A 21,555-nucleotide genomic window follows, 5' to 3' on the forward strand; every position below is an offset into this window, starting at 1 on the left:
AGCACCTCACGACATCCACTTTTACTGTACAAGATCGGCACCCCTCAAGGCCAAATGGGTTTGGGTTTGGGTTCGGGTTTGGGTTTGGGTTTGGGTTTGGGTTTGGGTTTGGGTTTGGGTTTGGGTTTGGGTTTGGGTTTGGGTTTGGGTTTGGGTTTGGGTTTGGGTTTGCGCTTTGACTTGCGCTTTCCCATCCTTGCTCCAGAATGTGGTCGTCGGCCACAAATAGAACATGGCGGGTTCAGGAATCTTCCTGAGCACCGCCATGTTTTTCCGCTTTATTTTTAAGTAGATGGACTTCTCATCAAGGAATTCACTTGTTTTGGGACAGTCCTTTTTCATATGTTATACAGGTTCCTTACAACGTAACGTGAGTACATGCATTTCGGCAGGACTGCCCCAACGAATCGGCAAATGCGCCGTACCGAAGCCACGGCTGATCAGCACCTGTGCAGTTGCTCCTGAACCATCGTTGCGGGGCCACGGATACATCCCAGCCTTGTAGTGATCGTAAAAGCTTTCCACACGCTTGCTGCCGATAAGTGGCAGAATCACCTGACCGCCATGGGTATGCCCCGACAGCACCAATTCACCTGGAACTGTACGCCTTTGTGACAGCCACATCGGATCATGCACCAGAAAGATTCTGCAGACGTCAGGATCTAAACCGGACAATGCTGGCAGTGGGGCATACGCTGTCTTCCCGCCTCGCTTGGGGAAATCCACTCCAGTCAGCCAGAATGCTCCTCCCTTACGTTCAATAAGAACATTCTCATCGAGCAGGAGCCTTACACCGCTGTTTCGGATAATCTCATCTACACGTTCTATGTCCGCCTTATAGTCATGATTGCCATGAACTGCATAAGTAGGTGCGATGGATACCAACAGTTCCATATTTTCAGCCAGACGATCTAGCGGACTATTCTTTTCGGTCAGGTCGCCGCCCGCAAAAACAGCATCCACTTTGCCTTTTAGTGCCTTCAGCATATCCGAAGGGAGCCTCCGCCTGTGAATATCGGTTATGAACAGAATCCGATAGCCGTCAAAAGATGCGGGCAGCGTCTCCAATAATATTTCCTCGGCAATAATTCGATTCTTAAATGCATTCCTCACCATCAGCAGCACAAATGTGCCCCCTGCTAAGAGCAAAAGGGATCCAATAATAATGAAGATGGGCAAAATTACCATAGATCACCCAATGGCGGAGCACCCTTAATTCCCCATGTCAAAAGAAACGCTAGCAGCAAAACGAATAGAAAAATCAAGGAATTGACGAACATTTTACTGAGGCGGACACGATCAGAGGAATAAGTTTCGGTGCGGGACGGGGTTGACTCTTCACCAGTGTTCCCTTTATCGGGAGGCGTAGCCGCGCCAGACTGGCGACGACCCTTACGAGAAAGCGTAGCTGGTGGCTTTAGCGTGCTAGGACGAACCGGCTCATCTACAGCAGGATGGCTATTTGTCCCAGTCGACGGTTTGGCTTTGACAGAAGTCTGCTTCCGACTTTTCTTCTGCCGGGATTGAACCCGGCTTAATTGCTCGCTCATGACTCCCTCCTGTAGCGGATGACCAAACCGGAGAAGAGGTCGATCACGAAATGACATAAAATAGGCGCCCAGAGACTTCCTGTATGGATATAAATATAACCTAGTCCATAGCTGCTCAAGAACACCCAGCCCGTAGGTATCCAGTGTCGCAGATAACGTACATGAATCAGAGCGAACAGAATGCTAGTCCAATATGGACCAAATGCATGTTGAATCGCTCCCCGGAACAGCACTTCCTCGCATACTGCCACCATGGCCGCGATCAGCACGATATGCCAGATGGGCCGGGCGCGGAATAGCATATCATTGATGCCCCCGTCATCCATCGTTTCCTCGGGCACAATATATGTCATTAAAAAGTCAACAATTAGCATTAACCCAGCCAAACCAAGGCCCCAGTACAGAAATTGTGTGCTTTCGGGCAGATTTATGACTTGAAGCGGATTTCTTTTCTGTAATAAAATCCAGATCAAACCGATAAATAACGTAAGCCCTTGTGTAATGTAGAGATTAAGCAAAAGAAGACGGTCTGTAAGCTGCTGCGGTTCTACCCTTTTTACTTTGATATCACCAATCTTAAATTTTTTTCTCATCTTAACCTGCCTGTTCTATAATGATTTTTCCGGGCAGCTCCCAAAGTAGAGTCCGTCCTTAGCGATTACTGCAAAATACATAACGATTATTTTCCCAGAAAAAGGAGCACTTAATTATGAAAAATCTAACCTCCCGAACCCAAATGCTGTACACTCTTGGATTTCTTTTCTTTCTGATTTCCGCATTCGCCGCTTTTTTTACGGGAGTGAAGGTTGGCGCAGATAAAACTGAAGCAAAATACGAACACCTCCAGGAGGCCAAGAGCCCAGAGGAATCTTCTGGATCATACCAGCAGCAGGATCTTGTTACCTTCTATCATAACGTATTTTTGCCTTATCGGGAATTCAAGCGAAGCTGGAATAGCGAAGTCGACAAGCTCGCTCGAAGTACGGATGCCCGTGAAAACGCCGCCACACTCAAGAACCTGGGTATCCTCGCCGACAAACAGTACAAAAAGGTTACCCAGGACTCTATTTTCACCAACTCACCGCTGCTTCAGCAGTCCCAACTGAATATCCTGAAAAGTCTGACTCTCTTCTCACAGGCCTCCGGCAAGGTATCCGCTAGTGCAGTGGGAACGGAAACTGCCAAGCTGCTAAAAAGTGATCCTTTTACAGTCAGCGCAGTTAAATTTGGCCTGCAGTCACAAAAACAATTCTACGATTCCATGCTGAAGTGGGGAGCCAGAGCCAACAATAAGATACCCGCTACTACCAAGGAGATCAAAACGCTGAGCTTTGTCCAATGGAAGAAGATGCCGTTACTACTCAAGAATGCGACAATCGCAGATATGCTGCTGAACCGGGGGATATTTGCGGGGTATGATCCCCAGGACATCACAGCAAAAGTGGACGATATGATTTACTCCGGCACCGCAAGCTCACTCAAGCTCGCAGACGTTCAGTCGTCTCTGACGCTGCTGATTTCCACAGGTGCTGTTCAGGAACAGGATTTCATCAAATGGCGGGAACAATATTATCCTAAGGAAACGATTCCCCAGCTCCCGTTCTTTTATGAATAAGACCAGTTACTGCATCATAACGAAAAATGAGGCTCACTTCAAGCAGACGTAAGACTCATCCTGCAAAAGCCTATTGACACATTTGGCATAGCCATGTTACATTATGAAAAATTAATCAAGCAAAAGCGATGATGGAACAAAGACGATGCTAGTCTACAGAGAGCCGGTGGTTGGTGCAAACCGGTGACGAACAGAACTCTTTAGCGCTCCTGAGATATTGTATCGAACTTTAAGTAGATGCAATCGGATCACTCCGTTACCAGTGTGGCCTATGCAGGCCATTGAGGCTGCTTCTGACAAGAGGCAGTGAATTAGGGTGGTACCACGACAACTCTCGTCCCTTACTACGGCAGTAGTATGGGGTTGAGAGTTTTTTTGTATCTCCAGCATCCCAATATCCTTCTCTTATATGGGCTATTGTCTTATTTTCGCGGGATAGTTGTATCCAATTTCTTTGATGCGACACCGCGTTGCTTCGTTATTTTTGTAGCGTTCTTCTTCATGACTGTAACAAAACAAGATACTACGGGTACTGTGGACCGCCCTTTCGGGGGCATCCTCAACATAAAAAGCTTTCTAATCATAAGGAGGAAGAGAAACCATGTTTAAAGTATTAGTATCGGATCCGATCAGTGATTTGGGGATTCAGCAGTTGATGGATGCAAATGATGTAACGGTTGACAAGAAAACAGGACTTAGCGAAGACGAACTCATTGCGATTATTGGGGATTACGACGGCCTGCTCGTGCGCAGCCAAACAACGGTTACTGAAAAAATTATTGAAGCCGGAAGTAAGCTAAAGGTCATTGGCCGCGCTGGCGTGGGCGTTGACAACATTAAGCTGGATGCTGCTACCCAGCGCGGGGTAGTTGTTATTAACGCTCCGGATGGTAACACAATTACTACTTGTGAGCATGCTTTTGCAATGATGATGGCTCTTGCCCGTCACATTCCACAAGCGTATGCCAAGACTATTGGCGGCACTTGGGATAGAAAGTCTTTCCTCGGCGTTGAGCTGCGTGGTAAGACACTCGGCGTACTCGGTATGGGCCGGATCGGTAGCGAAGTAGCCAAACGTGCCAAAGCCTTCGGTATGAGCATTCTGGCATATGACCCGTTCCTGACAGCTGATCGTGCTGAGAAGCTCGAAGTTAAGCTGGCTTCTGTAGATGATATCGTTCGAAATGCAGATTTCATGACGGTTCATACTCCACTGACACCAGAAACACGTCATATGATTGCCCGTCCGCAGTTCGAAGTAATGAAAAAAGGCATGCGCATTGTTAACTGTGCCCGCGGCGGCGTTATTGACGAGCTTGCACTGGTAGAAGCAATTGACAGCGGGATTGTTGCCGGAGCCGCCTTTGACGTATTTGAGAAGGAACCGCCTGAAGCTGACCACCCGTTCCTCTCCCATCCGAAAATTATTGTAACGCCGCATCTGGGTGCTTCCACCGTTGAAGCCCAAGAGAACGTTGCAATCGACGTTTCTGAGCAGGTACTCAATATCCTGCGTAACGAACCGTTCATTAATGCTGTTAACATTCCGCCGGTAGCACCAAGCGTAATGAACAAGCTGCAGCCTTACTTTAACCTTGGTGAGAAACTTGGTAGCTTTGCGACCCAAATCACCGATGCAGCGATCCGTGAAATTCACGTCGAATATGCCGGAGACCTCTCGGATGTGGATACACAGCCGCTGACCCGCTACATCGTGAAAGGTGTGCTTTCCCGTCACTTTGCTGGGGATGTTAATATTGTCAACTCCATGCATCTGGCCAAAACTCGCGATGTGAATGTTGTTGTGACCAAAGCCTCCAAAACAAAAGGCTTCACCAACCTCATCACCGTGACTTTGAAAGCTGAGCATGATGAAGAGCGTCTCGTAGCCGGCACCCTGCTTCAAGGCTATGGCGAGCGGATCGTACGAGTGAATAAATTCCCGGTTGATATTGCGCCGGAAGGTCATCAACTCGTCATCTCGCACAATGACAAACCGGGTATTATCGGTCTGGTAGGAACGCTGCTGGGTGAGAACAATGTCAATATCGCCTCCATGCAGGTTGGACGCAAAATCGTTGGCGGTGCAGCAATCATGCTGCTCACTGTTGACAAGGCCGTTCCACAAGACGTGCTCGTGAAGCTGGCTGGACTTCCAGAGATCAATACTGCTGAGGAAATCGTTCTGCTGTAGGCTTCATGCTACTGCCTTAAATGATATCCATAGATACAACAATAAGCCATCTCCGCTCTTTAGCGGGGGTGGCTTATTGTATTTTACTCAGGAACACAGAATCTCATTTTGCTTAAATTCCATTTTATATATGACATCAACTGACATATTAATATGATAAACTTGAACTATAACGCTCAAGGAGGACAACGGATATGAGAGCTGACCGGCTCGTTTCTATATTACTGATGCTGCAGAATCGCGGCAAAATGACCTCCCGTGACCTGGCGCAAACACTTGAAGTCTCTGAGCGGACCATATTCCGGGATATGGAGGCGCTCAGCACAGCTGGCATTCCCGTACTGGCAGAGCGGGGACGAGAAGGCGGCTGGATGCTTACCGAGGGCTATCGCACCTCCCTGACAGGCATGAAGCCTAAAGAGATTGCCTCTCTCCTGCTATCTGCTGACTCTACGATTCTTAGCGACCTTGGCATCGAAGGGGATTTCTCTTCTGCCGCCCGCAAGTTGGAGGCCGTAGTAGCACCGCATTCCAGCAGTTCCACGCTTGATTCGGTTCAACGGATTCATGTGGACGGGGCAAGCTGGCATCCCTCAGATGAGTCATATCCTTTTTTGGCGCTACTGCAGGAGGCCCTTTGGCATGATCGTGTTGTCAAAATAACATACCTGCGCAATAACGAAGCTAGCGAACGACTAATTCATCCCCTCGGGCTCGTAACCAAACGCGGAGTTTGGTATGTCGTTGCAGAAAGCAGAGGTGAGCTACGGACCTACCGGGTGTCCAGACTGCAACATGCAGAGCTCACGAATGACTTTTTCAAGCGTCCGGAAGACTTCGATCTTGGCCAGTATTGGCGGCAATCCACCCAGGCTTTCAAATCTGCCTTGCCAAGTTATCCAGCTACCGTGTTGATAAGGGAAGAAATAATGAAGGACTTCGCGCGGGAGCGATATCTTACTGTAAAAAACACTACCCCGTCCTCCCTCGCCGGATGGTTGGAGGTTGAGGCCGATTTCAACGCCCTGGAGTGGGCCTGCCGGGTACTTTTGTCTTATGGGTCCAGTGTCCTGGTCCTTTCACCGCAAGTACTGCAGGAGCAAGTACGACAAGCACTGATAGATACCACCGCATTATATGAGTCTATCGGACAGAATTTAGTCAAAATTTGTCCCGAATAGCATTTATGTCAGTTCTTACAATAGACCTATCCCCCTTTAATCGCCTATAATATTACAATACACAACATTAAAGGGGGACATATTTCCTATGGACTGGATGTACAAGCTGCCTTTGAAGCAAAGAATTGTCGCCGGATGCTACCTCGTTGCCGCTTTATTCTCCATCCCTGTTTTGGTTACTTTTATTATTCTCGGCAAAATTGTTATCGGCATCATTCTGGTGGTCCTGCTTGCAACCCTGACTTACCCTCTTTCCCGCTTTGTTGAGAGAACGCTTACATCGTCGTTCGATGACATCTCCAACGTAACGCATACGATCTCTAAGGGAGACTTTACGCATAGAGCCGACGAGAATGGCTCCATGGGTGATATCAGCCGCTCCTTTAATACGATGATCGACAAATTGAAGACCATTTTGACCGACGCCTCACAGATCACCCGTCAGGTTATGGATGCAAGCCGCGGCATCGAAGACAAGAATCAGAATCTGAAGATCGTCATGTCCCAGGTGGCGACCTCTTCTAATGAGCTGGCTCAAGGTGCCAACGAAATTTCGAGTGATATTGCCGGTATGATTGATTCTATTAAAGATATTGAGACTAAGGTCTCCAATTACGCACATTCAACCAAAGAAATGAACAAGAAATCTATACATACGCTAGAATTGGTGGAGCAAGGTCGCCAATCGGTGGATACCCAGGCAGAAGGCATGCGTAAGAATATCGAAGCTACACAAAAAGTGGCCGATACCATTGATGCCCTTTCCCATAATGCTCGCGGTATCACCATGATTACGAAAACCATCACCGAAATTGCGGAACAGACCAACCTGTTATCTCTGAACGCTTCCATCGAAGCTGCCCGTGCCGGAGAGCATGGCCGTGGATTTGCTGTGGTAGCTCAGGAAGTACGCAAACTGGCAGAGGAATCAACTGCCTCGACCAAAGAGGTCTTCGGCCTCGTACGTAGCATTGAAAGTGACATTAAGGAAGCCATTGCGAACATCACCATCAATGAAGAAGTCGTTCAGGTACAGAATGAAATGATCATTCAAACTGCACAGATTTTCGGGCAAATTGTCCAAAGTGTACAGTACATTACCGAGCAAATCGCCGCCTTCTCTTCGGAAAGCGACCTGATGCTGGACAGTGCTCTGAAGATCTCCTCTGCGATTGAGAATATTTCAGCAATTACAGAGCAGACAGCAGCCAGCACCGAGGAAGTCTCTGCATCGATGAGTGAGCAGATCAATGCCCTCCAATCCGTTGCGGATGAGTCTGAAAAAATGACGTCAGCCGTCTTTCAGCTACAAAAAACGATTCATATTTTTAAATTTTAGAACTTGTCATAAAATTTTTATTTTTGTTCCTTTTAACACAAAACAGCCGTATAAGTTCAAACTTTCACGGCTGTTTTGTAACTTATGAAACGTTTGCATTATATCACTTTCAGACCTTTCTAGAAGTTCGTACCCACAAATAAAGTTTATCCTCTCCCCTTTCAAACACCCTACTTTTAACCCAGTTCCCTCCTGTGCAGTCCAAAAGAAATTGAGCACTTGGATTCATTGCCTTTCATGAAAAACATCATCGTAAATATAACTCCAACTAATTTCTTCAATTAATATCTAATCTTGTCCATTCAGCTGTTTTCATCTAATTTGCATTTTTACACCAATCCCTTTAATACAATCTTGCTTTTTCTCTGAATGATATGCATATTTCAGGCCTATTTTGTAACCGCATTCCATTTTGCAATGCACCCTTGGATACATTTTAAATTAAAACTAAATTCCTACTTTATTTCATATTTTTCGTCAAATTCCGAGTTCGTTTGTGTAAAATATATTGACAAAGACGAGCTAGGAATATAATGTAAAGGAAAATTATTCTTATAATTAGTTATAACATTTATATGGGCAAAATTCCTGAAAAGGAATGACGCAAAGCCATGGATCTACAGCCTCATTTTTTTGGGGGCCATGACTGCCAGGTTGCAGAGAAAACCAGGAGGATCGACTTAATTTCGCGGTCTGATTGGCGGTTTTTTGCTTCCAACCTGTGCTCCATTATTCGAGCACAGGTTTTGTTGTTTCTTTGTACCTGTTAGTATCGTTCTAAACATTTGGCGTTACCAGAACGATAATATATTTATCTTTTACTTAACCCAATTCATTTACTTGAGAGGTGTTTTTTTTGAAGACAGTCGCAGATTATATGGCGGAGGCACTACGTAACCTCGGAGTAACCCATTCATTTGGTATTATTGGTAAATCCATTTGTCCCTTAGTTCTAAAGATGGTGGATTACGGTATTGAGTTTATTCCTGGAAGACATGAATCCAGTTCCGGCTTTGAAGCCGCAGGCTATGCCCTTAAGACTGGCGGACTAGGCGTTGCTTTCGGGACATCCGGTCCCGGAGGAACGAATCTGCTTACTGCAGCGGCCCATGCCAAGGCGAATAACATTCCGGTGTTATTTATTACAGGGCATCAATCTATAAAAGAACTAGGTATTCCGCAATGTCAGGATTCTTCCTCATATCTGGCTGATCTTGCCGATATGTTTAAACCCGCTACCCTGTTCAGTAAGCTTGTAGAACGTGGCGATAACTTAAGCACCATTTTCAATCATGCTATCTCAATTGCTCTGAGCGGTAACCGTGGTCCCGTTCATCTTTGCTTGCCATTCGACGTTCAGACTGAACTTCTGGAAGAATTCCCGGTAGTTTATCCAGAGCGTGAATCGCTCGTTAGCATCTCCAATTATGACCGTGTAATCAACGCTATTAACAATGCTGAGAACCCACTGATTATTGCCGGTAAAGGTGTTAACCGTTCCGGGGCTCACAAAGAGCTGATTGAACTGGCTGAAACATTCAACATCCCTGTCGTGACTTCTCCTGGCGGCAAAGGTGCTATTCCTTGGGATCACCCGCTGTATCACGGTCCTGTCGGTGTCGGCGGATGTACACATGGCGATGACATGCTGAATCGTAGTGATTTGTATATCGTGCTGGGCTCCCGTCTGAGCGATATGACTATCTGTAATCTAAAACGCGAGAATCATCCAGAGACATTAATTCAGTTCGATAGTGACCCAACGTTTGTAGGCAAGATTCTGACCTCCAAAACTATACCGGTCACCGGGGATCTGCGTGATAATCTTGTGTATTATCTTGAACACCTGGATAGAGATTCTGTGACCAAACATAATACTCCAAGCTTTAACTATCGGGAAGAACTGCCTGAGCTTCCAGGCCTGTCCCTGGCTTCAGTTATGAGCGTGATGAGTGACTTTATTCCATACAACAACACTCTATTCGTGGATGATGGAAGCCATGGCTTTAATGCCGTTAAATGGTATAACGTTAAAAAACCGGGCAGTTTTGTGTTCGATGCCTATTTTGCCTGCATGGGTAATGCAATTGGCATGGCTATCGGCGCCAAGGTTGCATCACCGGATGAAACGATCTTCTGTGTGACTGGCGATGGATGCTTTATGATGCTGGGTGCAGAGATTAATACAGCAGTATGTAAGGATATCCCGGTTATTTTTATCGTTGTAAACAACATGCAACTGGATATGGCGCTTAAGGGCATGGAGAAGACCACAGGCCGTATTGACGGAACCCTTTTCGAAGTCCCAATGGACGCTGTGAAGTTCGGCGAATCGCTTGGAGCAACCGGATATCGCTGTGAAACTTTGGATCAATTCTCCGCTGCGATCGCAGATGCGGTAGCTTTGAACAAGGTCGCGGTAATCGAACTGTTGACTGACCGTGACGAAGTACCACCTACTGCACACCGTGTAGTGAATCTTTAATCAGGAGGCCAATTTATGAGCGACAATTTGAACAAAAATATCAATAGTGGTCTCAACCACTTTGCTAACTTATCTGGGGAGTATGGTGCCAAAGCTTTGGCACCTATTAAAGACCATTTTCCAGATCTGGCTGAATACATTATGGGCGCCGCCTACGGTGACATTTTCCAGCGCAACACGATCGGTGATGACTGGAAAGAAGTTGCCGTGATCTCCGCCTTGATTGCGATGGGACAATACGAACAACTAGGCGTCCATTATGTTATGGCGCTAAGTGTAGGTGTCACTGAGGAACAGCTTAAAGGTGTTCTGCTTCATTTGGTGCCTGCTCTAGGAGCTCCGCGAGTAATCAGTGCCTTTAACGTGTTGCTCGAAGTTTTAGAAGAAGTGAAGTAACATCTGTATAATTCAAAAATTTACATTTTTCGACTTTCTCATTGTAATTCTATCAATCATATGCTATTAATATAGTTAAATTATCCCAAAAATAAGTATATTATCGATTGCCGAAAATAGGGAATCAAAGTTTTTGGATAAAACTAATTTATAGGAGCGATGAAGGAATGGGTAAATTTATTTTGAAGACAGATTCGGTTAAAAAGATTATCAATGTCGAATTGGATGGCACGTTCTCTGAAGAGGATGGCATCAAATCCATTCAAGCTTATCAGCAAACCATTAACCCGATCACTCCAGCAGACTATGAGCTACACTTTGATTGCAGAAAGCTTAACGTTACCGCTCCTAATGTCGTACCTCTGCTGGAAGGATGCTTCATCATGATCAAGAAGGACGGCTTTGCCAAAGTACTCCTAACCCTTGAGAACAACCCAATTCTTAAAATGCAATTGGCTCGTCTGGGCCGAAAATCTGGTCTGGATAACCTGGAAATCATCTCTACAGTTACTGCATAAGACAAATAACTTCATATTACAGCCTGTATCTTACCTGCTCATGCAACGATCCATCAGCTCATCACTAATAAGGGGGCAATTCAATGGCCGGCATACGCATCAGAGACATCGCTATTTATCATCCGAGTAACAAAATCGGTAATGATTTCTACATCAAACATTTTGACGATAGAGGAATAGAGATTCGTGGACTTCTGGCGGCATTGGGTCGTGAAACCCGCTACAGTATTGATAATGAGGACGAGAATGCACTGACTATGGGATTTGAGGCGGCCAGCAATGTGCTGGAGCAAGCGGGACTTGCTGGTGAAGATATCGACCTTATCGCCTTCTCCAGTCAAACGCCGGAATACATAATCCCGACTAATTCGGTGATCATGCACCGTTTGATTAATGCGGCTTCGCATACCATCTGCATCGACAGCAATGCAAACTGCACAGGGATGACAGCAGCCTTTGAACAGGTCAGCCGGCAGATGATGGCGAACCCCCGTATCCGCCGTGCGCTGGTAATTGGGTCCGACCATATCCTTCCACATGCCGACCGCAATAACCCGGTATACTATGCCGGATTCGGCGATGCTGCCGCAGCGGTCATCCTGGAGCGTGATGAGAACGCAGTTGGATTAATCGATTCTATCTACCAGACGGATACTTGTGTGTTGTACAATTCTGTCTTCCCTGCTGAAGGTTTAGCCAAATTGGGAACGAAGGGCATCGCTCCTGGCGAATTTAATGTAGAATTCACTCCCTTTGATGATTCCATTTGTGTAGAAGCGGCTGTCGAATCGATCAAAACATTACTTGCCGATTCAGACATCGCTCCGGAGTCCATCAAAGCAGCCTGCTTCTCGCAGCTGTCTCTTCCTAATATACTCAGTGTTGCGGAGAAAGTCGGAATTGATAGCAGCGTAGCCGTGTATGTCGGGGATGAATTTGGTTATACTTCGACCAGCAGTCCATTTATTGCTCTTCATAAGGCTGTATCTACCGGACAAATCGAACGCGGCGATAAAGTATTATTCTGGACTGTCGGTGGAGGCATGCAGAATATTGCAGTCGTGATCGAATACTAAGCTTACTTATATAAGTCTACAAAAGAAGCATTCCAACAGCAGTTTAGTGCTGAGGAGTGCTTCTTTTTCTATATTCGGCAGGCCTACGCAAAACCGATTCTAGGAGACTTCTCTCCGGATCTTAGGGATTGTCTTAGGGATTATACGATTATACTCATTTGTCTGTTAAAGGTGTTGCTGAAGACGATAAGGGGCTGTACAGCTGTGTTTTGTTCCACGATGAACAAGATTAATCGGTTCCATTCAACAAAAAAGCACCTCCGAAGATCAGAGGTGCTGTCAGGCTTTGTTCAGAATTACTGTTTTTCGACAGGTAAGCGCAGTGTAAAGGTCGTTCCTTCACTCAATTTGCTCGCAGCCGAGATGTGACCATGGTGAGATTCGACTATATTCTTAACAATGGCCAGACCCAGTCCCGTCCCCCCGGATTCCCCGCGGACACGAGCTTTGTCAGCCTTGTAGAACCGTTCGAAGATGTACGGGAGATCATCCGGCGGAATGCCTACACCTTCATCCCGAATCTCGATCTCAACATAACGGCGGCTCTCCTGTACGGATTGACCCGCGACAATCAGAATCTTCTTCCCGGCAGGGGTATGGCGGAAAGCATTGTCCAGCAGGTTCGTAAGCACTTGCTCCAGCTTGTCCTCATCGGCCGCCTTCAGCAACAGTTCCTCACTTAGCTTCCTGTACTGCAGATCAATGCCACGTTCCTTGGCCCTCACAGAGAACTTGCGGTAGACCCTCTCCAGCAATTCACTCATATCAACCTGGGCCTTTAGCATATCCGTATGCCCGGCTTCCATGCGTGCCAAATCCAGCAGATCCTTCACCAGCCGGCCCATACGCAGTGATTCATCATGAATGACCTGAATCAATTCACTGCTCTCCTCGGGCGAAGAGGCCATCCCATCAAGCAGTGCTTCGCTGTACCCTTGCATCATAGACAACGGAGTGCGAATCTCATGCGATACATTCGCTACGAAGTCACGCCGCATTTTCTCCAGCTTGACCTCCTCAGTCACATCACGCAGTACCGCTACAGCACCCCGAATATGGTTCTCGGAATACAGCGGAGCCATATGTACAGACCAGACACCCTGCCGGACATGCACATTAGAGCGCTGATCGCCCCCTTCTTGCAGTGTGCTCAGAAAGAGCGGACGAAGCGGTAGGGGAACCTCTCCCTTGCTGATGATCTCCTCACCGGGTTCGGGGTCGCTTTCCTGCTCCCACTCCAGGTTACGCCAGGTCTCCAGCAGAGATTGTCCATGCGGATTAGTCAGAATAATGTGACCATCAATGTCAAAGGTGACCACTGCATCACTCATACTGCGCAGAACACTGGACAGATGACCCTTCTCATGATTCAGACTGCGAATATTCTCTTCCAGCTCCGCTGCCATGTGGTTGAAGGAGGTCGCGAGCTGTCCGATTTCGTCACTGGTGACTAGGGTCAGCCGGGTTCCGTATTCGCCTTTGCGAATGTTGTTAGCGGCCTCGATCACCTGCTGCATCGGCTGTGTGATCTTAGTGAACAGAAATAAGGCAAAGAACGTCGTCAGAGAAAACCCAATCATGCATGTGTACAAAAATAAGCGCTTGATCGCCCCGGAATTGGCAAAATTACTGTCGATGTAAGGCAACAGGAATAATCCCAGTGTCATCAGTACGACAGCAACCAGACAGATGATCGTGACCCACAGCTTGCCGACAAGGCTTCTCCAGAAGTTCACCTATTTAGGCACCTCAAGTTTGTAGCCTACGCCCCAGACGGTCGTGATCATGCTTGCAGATTCCGGCGATACTTTATTCAGCTTCTCACGAAGACGCTTCACATGCGTGTCTACAGTACGCAAATCTCCGAAAAATTCATAATTCCAGACGTCCTTGAGCAGTTCTTCACGTGAGAACACCTTGTCCGGCGAAATCGCCAGGTAATGCAGCAGTTCGTATTCCTTAGGGGTCAGGCTGACTTCCTGGCCGCCGGCAGTTACACGGTGTGCATCATGTTCGATAATAAGGTGCGGGAATACAATATTGTTGCTGGAATTGCTCTCCTTAGATAGAAAAGCTGTAGCCGAGGAGCGGCGCATAATCGCCTTCACCCGATAGATGACCTCACGCGGACTGAACGGCTTGACGACATAATCGTCTGCACCCATCTCGAAGCCCTGCACCCGGTTGATCTCCTCGCCTTTGGCGGTAAGCATTAACACCGGTGTCGATTTAACGCCGCGAAGTCTAGTCAATACTTCAATCCCGTCAATGCCAGGCAGCATTACATCCAGCAGAATCAGCCCGTAATCATTGGCTGTTGCTTTGCGAAGGGCGATTTCGCCGTCCTCCGCCTCATCGATTTCATAACCTTCTTTTTCGAGATACATCTTAAGCAGGCGGCGGATACGTTCTTCGTCATCCACGACCAGAATTCTGTTCAAATGATCTGCCATTTCACTACAACCCCTTCATCAAATACAGTAGAACGTTACCCTTACTATCGGCTGTTTTGGCAGATTTACTTACCGCTTAATCCGTTCCTGCATAGGAATGAAGTCCGGCAATGACCAGATTAACGCCAATCAGGGTAAACATTACGACCAAAAAGCCGAGTACGGCGAGCCATGCGGACTTGCGTCCCTGCCATCCGCGAGCAAGCCGTAAATGGAGATAAGCGCTATAAAACAGCCAGGTGACAAGAGCCCAGACCTCTTTGGGGTCCCAACCCCAGAATCTTCCCCAAGCCACTTGAGCCCATATCATTGCAAAAATCAAAGCCCCCAGTGTAAAAATCGGGAAGCCTATCGCTATCGCCCGGTAGGTGATCTCATCAAGATCATCAGCGTCGATACCCTCCATTGCGGGATGCAGGGCTGCTCCCAGCGGTTTGCGGACAATTAGCCGAATCAACCCGTAGAGAATTAGCCCGGAAAGGAGCGACCAGATTACGGTATTAAACTTCCGGCCCGCATTCACGCCATTCATCCAGGAAGGCGCTTCGAACAACGGTTTTTTCATGCCCAGGAAGGGCTGGAAGCTCTCAATTTCGCTATGGTAAGGTGCCACAATCGGCGGCATTTTATAACTCACTCTCTCTATTGTACTATCTTCCTGCCCAGGGCTGTCAATCGTAACGTTCTCGCGGACAAAAATCGATTCGTATCCGGCTCCCCGGAAAGCAAAAACCGACCCCAGAAAGGCTATGATGACAATAATAGAGAACAAAGTAAATTCAACAAGCCGTTGCTGCTTCCGGTCGTTTTTCTCCTTGCTAGTGAAGTTCACAGTACGCAGAAGATACATGAGTCCCGCGGCAAAACCAACAGCAAAGAACGACTCGCCCAGCGCTGCCAGCGTAACGTGGATGTTCAGATAGATAGATTTCAGCGAGGGGATCAGCGGCTGAACCTCCTGCGGGAACACAGCAGCATAAGCCATAATAATAATCGAGATAGGAACTGCGAACAGTCCCAGCAAAATTTTACGATAAATAGCGAACATCACGGTAAACGCGACCATCACCATCATCGACAGGAAGGTCATGAATTCATACATATTGCTAACCGGAATATGACCTGCCCCTGCCCAGCGGGTAAAGAAGTAAGCCATGTGGCACAAGAGCCCCAGTGAAGAGGCGATAAAAGCAATACGGCCCCAGCGGGCAGTGTGTTCCTCCGGTTTGCGACCAGACCACTTCCGGCCCATAATAGCAATCGTGAATAGCATGAACGAACCGCTGTATAAGAAAAAGGCGGCTATAAAAACATCACTGCTGAAATCGAGTAAGCTCATGCTTGACCTCCCCCGTTGTCCAATGATTTTTCATCCACTACCATGTCTACCTTCTCCAGAATAGATACGATCTCACGGCGAAATCCGAACCAGTTCTTGTTCGTATGTCCTCCTAGGATTAGCTCTCCGTTCTGGACGGTGAGCCAGATGCGTCTGTGTTGCCAGTAGAAGCCCAGTACAAGGCCTAACATCACTATACCCGCACCTATCCATACAAAAGGCATGGCCCGGTCCACACGCACATTCAGGTATGCCGTAGATTCGGAAAAATCGACATCCTGCATGCTGCTGACTTCAAGCTCCAGGAAGCGATCTGCCCCGCCCAGCTTGTCATTGATGCCTTCCTGCTGGAATTGCACCTTGTCAACCTGCTTAGGGAAATAGAAATACTGTTGACCATCTGCCGGCAGGCCCGGTCCCTTAATCAGGAAGAGAAAGGCCGGTGCATTGGGATATGGCGTTTTGGACACTGGCTGCCCGCTCTCGTTCAGACCAAAGTCCATGTACTTCTCTTTCAGGGTAAGCGTATAAGGTCCTGCCTCAAAGCTACGCTGCGGATTCTTCATCTCCAGCTTGAATTTGCCGTACGCTTCCCCGGTCACCTTATTCTTAAGTTCCGGCTGTACTGAACGCAGGACAGGGGTGAGATCATAATCAAACTGATACGCTTTCAAACCATTGTAGCTCAAAGGAGAGTTGACCTGAATATCATGTGCGGCCACTTCTTTTAGCTGCGGTGTACGCGTCGGATCCCCACAGTCTGCTATACATTCATACAGGACCGCCTTGGTTTCGTACAGCTTGGGCAGCACTTTTTTGCCCCGGAATTCTTCCGGCATTTCAGCTTCGGTGTAGAATTCTACGGTGAATTTCTCATTTTTAAGATAAAAGGTCGTATCCGGAATTGGCGTAACCTCCCCTTGCGGAAAGGCAAGGTGCTGATCCATATTTAGACCCGGCAACCCTCTCGCAAGTACGGCAAGTAAAAAAATAATCAGGCCGATATGTATGACGTATGGCCCCCAGCGGCTGAAGCGGTGTTTCTCGGCGAGTAGCGCCCCGCCCTCCGTGATGACACGGTAACCACGCTTCTTCAGCGGCTGAGATATCCGGCCGACCCATTCCTCCGGCTCTTCCCCCATTTCCGTGACCAGCACGACCTTTTGCCGGGTCAGGAACTGTCGGTGTTTGCGGATTTTCTGTCTTGTTAGCGCTTTATAAAGTGGAAGCACGCGGTCAAGGCTACAAATCACGAGCGAGGCCCCGATCATTACCAGCAGCAGGACGAACCACCAGGATTCATATGTATGGGATAGTCCGAGCTTATAGTAGATGTGCCCTGCTGTTCCGTATTGCTCCTTGTAATACGTTGAAGCATCGATGTTGAGAAAGGTACTCTCCTGCGGAAAGATGGTTCCCAGCATGGAGCCAAGCAGTGTTAAAACGATCAGATAAATGGCAATTTTGACGGATGAAAAAAAGTTCCAGACGAGGTCGATCACATTCGGGTTAGAACGTTGTGAACGGCGGGCTACACCGTCATACCGCATTTCAAGATTTTCACTGGAATTCCCCGTTTCGTCCAGCGGCTTGCCGCAGGCTTCGCAGAGGACTGTGCCTACCGGATTCTGATGGCCGCATTCGCATTTGGTGTTGGTAATTAACGGCGTCCGTCCGCTCATGGGCCCACCAACTTCCCGATTTGTGAATCCAGCGTATCCAGATCAAGCTGACCGATATGAATACTGTCCACCTTGCCCTTTTTATTAATGAAAAAAGTCGTAGGCATCGGCGAAATCCCGTAGCTGCGTACTGCATCCCGCCCCGGGTCCATAACAATCGGAAAATTGATGTTTACCATCTTCACAAAGTTTTCCACAGTCATTTGGTCTTCGCCTACATTTACGCCTACGACAACAACGCCTTGATCCTTCCATTTCTCCCACTGCGCCTGGAGAGCTGGCATTTCCTTCACGCATGGCGCACACCAGGAACCCCAGAAATTCAACACGACAGCCTTACCTTTGTACTCATCCAGCGTATGAGCTTTGCCGTCCAAGCCCAACAGTTCAAAGGCTGGCGCCTTGCTGCCTTCCTTGGGTTTCCCGTCCCCTCCAAATACGGAGGTAGCGATGGCATAGCCGCCAAGCAGGACTACCAGTAATAAAATTACAATCTGAACCGGTTTTCTAGCTTTGCCCACACATGAAGCCCCCTTCTGTGACGCAACTCGTTACTTTAGTTGTTAGGTGTGAACATCCTATGAACATTATAACGAATATTGTCACAACTTTAGGGCGCCAAATTGTGAACTTTATGTGTCCTTGCGTGGTGTTTTTGACTTGAGCAATCCATTTTTGGCAATTTGCTGCAGATGGTTGATTTCATCCTTAGTCAAATGGCGATAAGAGCCACGTTTGAGATTCTGCAGCAAAATATCTCCGAACGAAATCCGTTTCAAACGAATAACGGGATGAGACACGGCCTCGAACATCCGGCGAACCTGACGGTTACGGCCTTCGTGGATCGTGATGCTGATTACCGCTTCCTTGTTGGCTTCATCGATGTCCTTGTACTCCACTTCTGCCGGAGCTGTCATGCCATCCTCAAGTTTGATGCCCGCCTTGAGCTTGTCCAGCGCGCTGCCATGTGGTACACCCTTGACCGTGGCCAGGTACGTCTTGGGAACATGATGCTTGGGATGCGTCAGCAGATTGGCGAATTCGCCATCATTGGTCAGCAGCAGCAATCCTTCCGTATCATAGTCCAGGCGGCCAACAGGATATACCCGCTCGTTGATGCCCTTCAAATAATCCGTAACGACCTTGCGGCCTTTAGGATCGGAAGCACTTGTGATTACGCCCTTGGGCTTGTTGAACATAATATAGATTTTATTCTCGCCCCGGATTTCCTTGCCGGAGACCTTGATAATATCTTGGGCGGGGTCCACCTTCGTACCCAGTGTGGTTACGAGTTCCCCGTTAACCTCTACTTTGCCGGCCAAAATCAATTCCTCGCATTTGCGTCTGGATGCAACGCCAGCTTGTGCCAAAACTTTCTGTAATCTTTCCATTTTCGACTAGTCACCTCAGACTAATGATAACCACCCGAGGGATAAATCACAAGTTCATTCCACGGAAAAAATGCACCAGGGCAAGAATTGCTATGGGGTTCGATAAGAAGTGGGGCCATTCGGTAGCGCGAGGTCAGCTCCAGAATCAGTTTGCCTGTGGCAAACAGCTGGTCCTTTCTGCGCTGTGGCTCCGGCGCACTTTCGACTGTACTGTAATCTCCCTCCAGACAGAGATGAATATAATTTGGATCGGTGAGCAGCGGGGCGGCATAAATGGACCCGTCTTGCCCGACCCAGAAATCGAAGCCTTTACCGTTAATTGACGAGCAGCGGGAATGGTGTAAAATAAAACCTTTGTACGTCATCAGCAGAATCTCTCCCTCCACACATTGCTGCAATAGCATATGCCCAGGAGAAGAGCTGCGTGACGATCTAGCGGTGAATATCTTGTACTTTGCAAAAGGGGGATTAGTGCGGGAAGATTACGGGTAGAGAGATACGGAGAGATGCGGACAGAGAACAAAAGTGAAGATGTATTCATTTCATGGGACTTCCAGGGACTTATCGAGGACTGACCGAGAACTGACCTGGGAACTGATGTACCTTGCACAATGTGGAGCTGACATACAAGTTCAGTGAATCAGAAAAACCCAACTTTCACTTGGTCGCCTGTGCCACTACAGTTGCCATCCCCGCCGTTTTCGTTCATGTAACGTTTCTTTTTCTAAAGTCTACTCAGCGTCAAAATAACGTCATTTTTGTACCTTAAATTCATGATTTTAGAGTGAAAAAGGGAATTAAGTGCATTATTGTACCTTATTTTTCTACATATCACTAAAAAGGTGGTATACCCGAATAATTAACATTCAAAAATGCCCTTAATTGATTCCCCCCCCTTTCTTGCCATCTAACTAAGGTACAAAAATGCTCTTACTTACATATTCCCGAGGCTGGAAGCAACCCGACGCTGAGCGAGAGAGTCCCTGCCATGTTGTTCAAAGAGTCTTACTGGAGACTCCACCTCTCCTGCCCATCACCATGCTGCTCGTACCTCGCTCGCCTCACCCTTTAGACCAATGCTGCTTGAATACCCCATTATCCGAATAAGAGCAGGCAAATGGCAATGGCAGCCACGAAGCCGACGACATCAGAGAAAAGACCTACCTTGAGCGCGTAGCGGCCGTTCCGGACCCCGACGGCCCCGAAGTAGACGGTCAGCACGTACAGTGTGGTGTCCGTACTCCCCTGAATGGTGGAGGCAATCATGCCGATCAGCGAATCCGGGCCGTGTACACGGATCAGGTCGGTGGTGTAAGCCAGCGACCCGGTCCCGGTCAGCGGCCGCAGGAGACCTAGCGGCAGCACCTCCGACGGTACCCCAAGCCCCTGCATCAGGGGGGCCACGAAGCCCATCAGGTAATCGAGCGCTCCAGAAGCGCGGAATACACTGATGGCAACCATCATCCCGACCAGATGCGGGATGATGCTGATGGCGGTGCTGAATCCGTCTTTGGCACCTTCTACGAAAGACTCATAGACGGGAACTTTGCGCGAGAAGGCGTACAGCGGTATGAACGTGATCAGAACCGGAATCGCCCAGGCCGAGATAAGGCTGATAAAATGCAGCACGACACGTTCACCCTTTCAATGAGGAATGAGGAAGTATTCTACTCCCGCGAATGGACTTATTCGTCCCCTGTGCAGGCGGTTTGGGGGGCTTACGCATTAAGGTCAGCCGCCTGAACATCCGGTCAGCCACGATGGCGGCCAGAGTAGCTACCGCCGTAGCAGCAAGCGTCGTGCCGACGATCCCTGCCGGATCGGTCGATCCATAGTTAAGCCGGATTGCGATCAGTGTCGCCGGGATCAGTGTGATACTGGCCGTATTCAGGGCCAGTAAGGTACACATGGCCGGCGTGGCCGTGTCCTTATCCAGGTTGAGACTTTGCAACTCCTGCATCGCCTTGATGCCCATCGGGGTCGCAGCATTACCAAGACCGAGCAGATTCGCGCTCATGTTGGAGAGAATATAGCCGATGGCCGGATGACCTTTGGGCACATCGGGAAACAGAAAGGCTACGACAGGGCCGAGCACCCTGGCGATTTTTTTCAATAATCCGGCGTCTTCTGCAATCCGCATAATGCCCAGCCAGAACACCAGTACACTGATTAATCCGAAGCTTACGGTAACCCCGTTCTTCGCCCCATCGAATACCGCTGCCGTAAATTCATCCATGCGGCCATTGACCGCCGCAAACAAAAAGCCAATGACGATCATCCCCAGCCAGATTCCGTTAATCATGGATAAGCCCCTCCCTCTCCCACTTTCAGCTTCC

21 protein-coding genes, 1 riboswitch and 1 other annotated feature are annotated in these 21,555 nt (G+C 48.1%); of the genes, 8 read left to right on the plus strand and 13 right to left on the minus strand.

Annotated features, from left to right (window positions below):
- Nucleotides 1-21: 21 nt before the first annotated feature.
- From ACFVU8_RS10195 to ACFVU8_RS10210, 4 genes are all read right to left on the minus strand, one after another.
- Nucleotides 22-342 (minus strand): hypothetical protein, encoded by a 321-nt coding sequence (locus tag ACFVU8_RS10195; RefSeq protein WP_387427271.1) that lies wholly within the window; start codon nucleotides 340-342, stop codon nucleotides 22-24.
- A gap of 3 nt (nucleotides 343-345) precedes the next feature.
- Nucleotides 346-1,116 carry a metallophosphoesterase gene (locus ACFVU8_RS10200; protein ID WP_387427998.1) on the minus strand — a complete coding sequence of 257 codons (771 nt, stop codon included), beginning with the start codon at nucleotides 1,114-1,116 and terminating at the stop codon, nucleotides 346-348.
- Between the two features lie 65 nt (nucleotides 1,117-1,181).
- A complete protein-coding gene (locus ACFVU8_RS10205; RefSeq protein WP_175373718.1) occupies nucleotides 1,182-1,550 on the minus strand; it encodes a hypothetical protein in 369 nt (122 codons plus the stop codon).
- Nucleotides 1,547-2,143, minus strand: a complete 597-nt coding sequence (locus tag ACFVU8_RS10210) for a CPBP family intramembrane glutamic endopeptidase (RefSeq protein ID WP_175373719.1) — start codon at nucleotides 2,141-2,143, stop codon at nucleotides 1,547-1,549. The genes ACFVU8_RS10205 and ACFVU8_RS10210 overlap by 4 nt, the downstream gene beginning before the upstream one ends.
- 116 nt (nucleotides 2,144-2,259) lie before the next feature.
- Between ACFVU8_RS10210 and ACFVU8_RS10215 the strand changes: the two genes are divergently transcribed.
- The 8 genes from ACFVU8_RS10215 to ACFVU8_RS10250 all read left to right on the plus strand — a co-directional run bounded on the left by ACFVU8_RS10215 (nucleotide 2,260) and on the right by ACFVU8_RS10250 (nucleotide 12,354).
- On the plus strand, nucleotides 2,260-3,165 hold the full coding sequence (locus ACFVU8_RS10215; RefSeq protein WP_387427273.1) for a hypothetical protein: 906 nt from the start codon (nucleotides 2,260-2,262) through the stop codon (nucleotides 3,163-3,165).
- Nucleotides 3,166-3,284: 119 nt separating this feature from the next.
- Nucleotides 3,285-3,510, plus strand: a binding site (T-box leader).
- 256 nt (nucleotides 3,511-3,766) lie between these two features.
- A complete protein-coding gene (serA, locus tag ACFVU8_RS10220) occupies nucleotides 3,767-5,359 on the plus strand; it encodes a phosphoglycerate dehydrogenase (RefSeq protein WP_379465571.1) in 1,593 nt (530 codons plus the stop codon).
- A 194-nt stretch (nucleotides 5,360-5,553) separates the two neighbouring features.
- Nucleotides 5,554-6,540, plus strand: a complete 987-nt coding sequence (locus tag ACFVU8_RS10225; RefSeq protein ID WP_387427275.1) for a helix-turn-helix transcriptional regulator — start codon at nucleotides 5,554-5,556, stop codon at nucleotides 6,538-6,540.
- Between the two features lie 88 nt (nucleotides 6,541-6,628).
- Nucleotides 6,629-7,879 (plus strand): methyl-accepting chemotaxis protein, encoded by a 1,251-nt coding sequence (locus ACFVU8_RS10230; protein ID WP_379465573.1) that lies wholly within the window; start codon nucleotides 6,629-6,631, stop codon nucleotides 7,877-7,879.
- Between the two features lie 568 nt (nucleotides 7,880-8,447).
- Nucleotides 8,448-8,541, plus strand: a riboswitch (cyclic di-GMP riboswitch).
- Between the two features lie 185 nt (nucleotides 8,542-8,726).
- The gene (locus tag ACFVU8_RS10235; protein ID WP_387427277.1) at nucleotides 8,727-10,364 is read left to right on the plus strand and encodes a thiamine pyrophosphate-binding protein; all 1,638 of its coding nucleotides are present in this window, start codon (nucleotides 8,727-8,729) and stop codon (nucleotides 10,362-10,364) included.
- 15 nt (nucleotides 10,365-10,379) lie between these two features.
- Entirely contained in the window at nucleotides 10,380-10,760 is a 381-nt protein-coding gene (locus ACFVU8_RS10240) for a carboxymuconolactone decarboxylase family protein (RefSeq protein ID WP_066363379.1), read from the plus strand.
- 167 nt (nucleotides 10,761-10,927) lie between these two features.
- Nucleotides 10,928-11,278 (plus strand): hypothetical protein, encoded by a 351-nt coding sequence (locus ACFVU8_RS10245; protein WP_379465575.1) that lies wholly within the window; start codon nucleotides 10,928-10,930, stop codon nucleotides 11,276-11,278.
- An 83-nt stretch (nucleotides 11,279-11,361) separates the two neighbouring features.
- Nucleotides 11,362-12,354, plus strand: coding sequence for a 3-oxoacyl-[acyl-carrier-protein] synthase III C-terminal domain-containing protein (locus ACFVU8_RS10250; protein WP_387427279.1), 993 nt, complete (start codon nucleotides 11,362-11,364; stop codon nucleotides 12,352-12,354).
- Between the two features lie 296 nt (nucleotides 12,355-12,650).
- Here the strand turns inward: ACFVU8_RS10250 and ACFVU8_RS10255 are convergent, their stop codons facing one another.
- The 9 genes from ACFVU8_RS10255 to ACFVU8_RS10295 all read right to left on the minus strand — a co-directional run bounded on the left by ACFVU8_RS10255 (nucleotide 12,651) and on the right by ACFVU8_RS10295 (nucleotide 21,521).
- Nucleotides 12,651-14,090, minus strand: coding sequence for a HAMP domain-containing sensor histidine kinase (locus ACFVU8_RS10255; RefSeq protein WP_379465577.1), 1,440 nt, complete (start codon nucleotides 14,088-14,090; stop codon nucleotides 12,651-12,653).
- Nucleotides 14,091-14,807, minus strand: a complete 717-nt coding sequence (locus ACFVU8_RS10260; RefSeq protein WP_066363404.1) for a response regulator transcription factor — start codon at nucleotides 14,805-14,807, stop codon at nucleotides 14,091-14,093. It lies immediately after the preceding gene.
- Between the two features lie 76 nt (nucleotides 14,808-14,883).
- On the minus strand, nucleotides 14,884-16,146 hold the full coding sequence (gene ccsA / locus ACFVU8_RS10265; RefSeq protein WP_387427281.1) for a cytochrome c biogenesis protein CcsA: 1,263 nt from the start codon (nucleotides 16,144-16,146) through the stop codon (nucleotides 14,884-14,886).
- The gene (gene resB, locus ACFVU8_RS10270; protein WP_175373729.1) at nucleotides 16,143-17,828 is read right to left on the minus strand and encodes a cytochrome c biogenesis protein ResB; all 1,686 of its coding nucleotides are present in this window, start codon (nucleotides 17,826-17,828) and stop codon (nucleotides 16,143-16,145) included. Before resB ends, ccsA begins: the two co-directional genes overlap by 4 nt.
- Nucleotides 17,825-18,349 (minus strand): thiol-disulfide oxidoreductase ResA, encoded by a 525-nt coding sequence (gene resA, locus ACFVU8_RS10275; protein ID WP_175373730.1) that lies wholly within the window; start codon nucleotides 18,347-18,349, stop codon nucleotides 17,825-17,827. Before resA ends, resB begins: the two co-directional genes overlap by 4 nt.
- Before the next feature lie 111 nt (nucleotides 18,350-18,460).
- Entirely contained in the window at nucleotides 18,461-19,219 is a 759-nt protein-coding gene (locus ACFVU8_RS10280) for a pseudouridine synthase (RefSeq protein WP_175373731.1), read from the minus strand.
- 20 nt (nucleotides 19,220-19,239) lie between these two features.
- Complete coding sequence (locus ACFVU8_RS10285; protein ID WP_387427283.1) at nucleotides 19,240-19,584, minus strand: N-acetylmuramoyl-L-alanine amidase; 345 nt, start codon at nucleotides 19,582-19,584, stop codon at nucleotides 19,240-19,242.
- Nucleotides 19,585-20,314: 730 nt separating this feature from the next.
- Complete coding sequence (locus ACFVU8_RS10290) at nucleotides 20,315-20,848, minus strand: spore maturation protein (protein WP_379465581.1); 534 nt, start codon at nucleotides 20,846-20,848, stop codon at nucleotides 20,315-20,317.
- Nucleotides 20,849-20,855: 7 nt separating this feature from the next.
- Nucleotides 20,856-21,521: a nucleoside recognition domain-containing protein gene (locus ACFVU8_RS10295; RefSeq protein WP_387427285.1), complete on the minus strand. Its 666-nt coding sequence runs from the start codon at nucleotides 21,519-21,521 to the stop codon at nucleotides 20,856-20,858.
- Nucleotides 21,522-21,555: the final 34 nt, after the last annotated feature.

The organism is Paenibacillus sp. NPDC058177, from assembly GCF_042883835.1.
Classification (GTDB): Bacteria; Bacillota; Bacilli; order Paenibacillales; family Paenibacillaceae; genus Paenibacillus_AQ; species Paenibacillus_AQ agri.

Coding starts and splice junctions, on each gene's coding strand:
- ACFVU8_RS10195 (WP_387427271.1), bottom strand. CDS start 342: ATGAAAAAGGACTGTCCCAAAACAAGTGAATTCCTTGATGAGAAGTCC.
- ACFVU8_RS10200 (WP_387427998.1), bottom strand. CDS start 1,116: ATGGTGAGGAATGCATTTAAGAATCGAATTATTGCCGAGGAAATATTA.
- ACFVU8_RS10205 (WP_175373718.1), bottom strand. CDS start 1,550: ATGAGCGAGCAATTAAGCCGGGTTCAATCCCGGCAGAAGAAAAGTCGG.
- ACFVU8_RS10210 (WP_175373719.1), bottom strand. CDS start 2,143: ATGAGAAAAAAATTTAAGATTGGTGATATCAAAGTAAAAAGGGTAGAA.
- ACFVU8_RS10215 (WP_387427273.1), top strand. CDS start 2,260: ATGAAAAATCTAACCTCCCGAACCCAAATGCTGTACACTCTTGGATTT.
- serA (WP_379465571.1), top strand. CDS start 3,767: ATGTTTAAAGTATTAGTATCGGATCCGATCAGTGATTTGGGGATTCAG.
- ACFVU8_RS10225 (WP_387427275.1), top strand. CDS start 5,554: ATGAGAGCTGACCGGCTCGTTTCTATATTACTGATGCTGCAGAATCGC.
- ACFVU8_RS10230 (WP_379465573.1), top strand. CDS start 6,629: ATGGACTGGATGTACAAGCTGCCTTTGAAGCAAAGAATTGTCGCCGGA.
- ACFVU8_RS10240 (WP_066363379.1), top strand. CDS start 10,380: ATGAGCGACAATTTGAACAAAAATATCAATAGTGGTCTCAACCACTTT.
- ACFVU8_RS10245 (WP_379465575.1), top strand. CDS start 10,928: ATGGGTAAATTTATTTTGAAGACAGATTCGGTTAAAAAGATTATCAAT.
- ACFVU8_RS10250 (WP_387427279.1), top strand. CDS start 11,362: ATGGCCGGCATACGCATCAGAGACATCGCTATTTATCATCCGAGTAAC.
- ACFVU8_RS10260 (WP_066363404.1), bottom strand. CDS start 14,807: ATGGCAGATCATTTGAACAGAATTCTGGTCGTGGATGACGAAGAACGT.
- ccsA (WP_387427281.1), bottom strand. CDS start 16,146: ATGAGCTTACTCGATTTCAGCAGTGATGTTTTTATAGCCGCCTTTTTC.
- resB (WP_175373729.1), bottom strand. CDS start 17,828: ATGAGCGGACGGACGCCGTTAATTACCAACACCAAATGCGAATGCGGC.
- ACFVU8_RS10280 (WP_175373731.1), bottom strand. CDS start 19,219: ATGGAAAGATTACAGAAAGTTTTGGCACAAGCTGGCGTTGCATCCAGA.
- ACFVU8_RS10285 (WP_387427283.1), bottom strand. CDS start 19,584: ATGACGTACAAAGGTTTTATTTTACACCATTCCCGCTGCTCGTCAATT.
- ACFVU8_RS10295 (WP_387427285.1), bottom strand. CDS start 21,521: ATGATTAACGGAATCTGGCTGGGGATGATCGTCATTGGCTTTTTGTTT.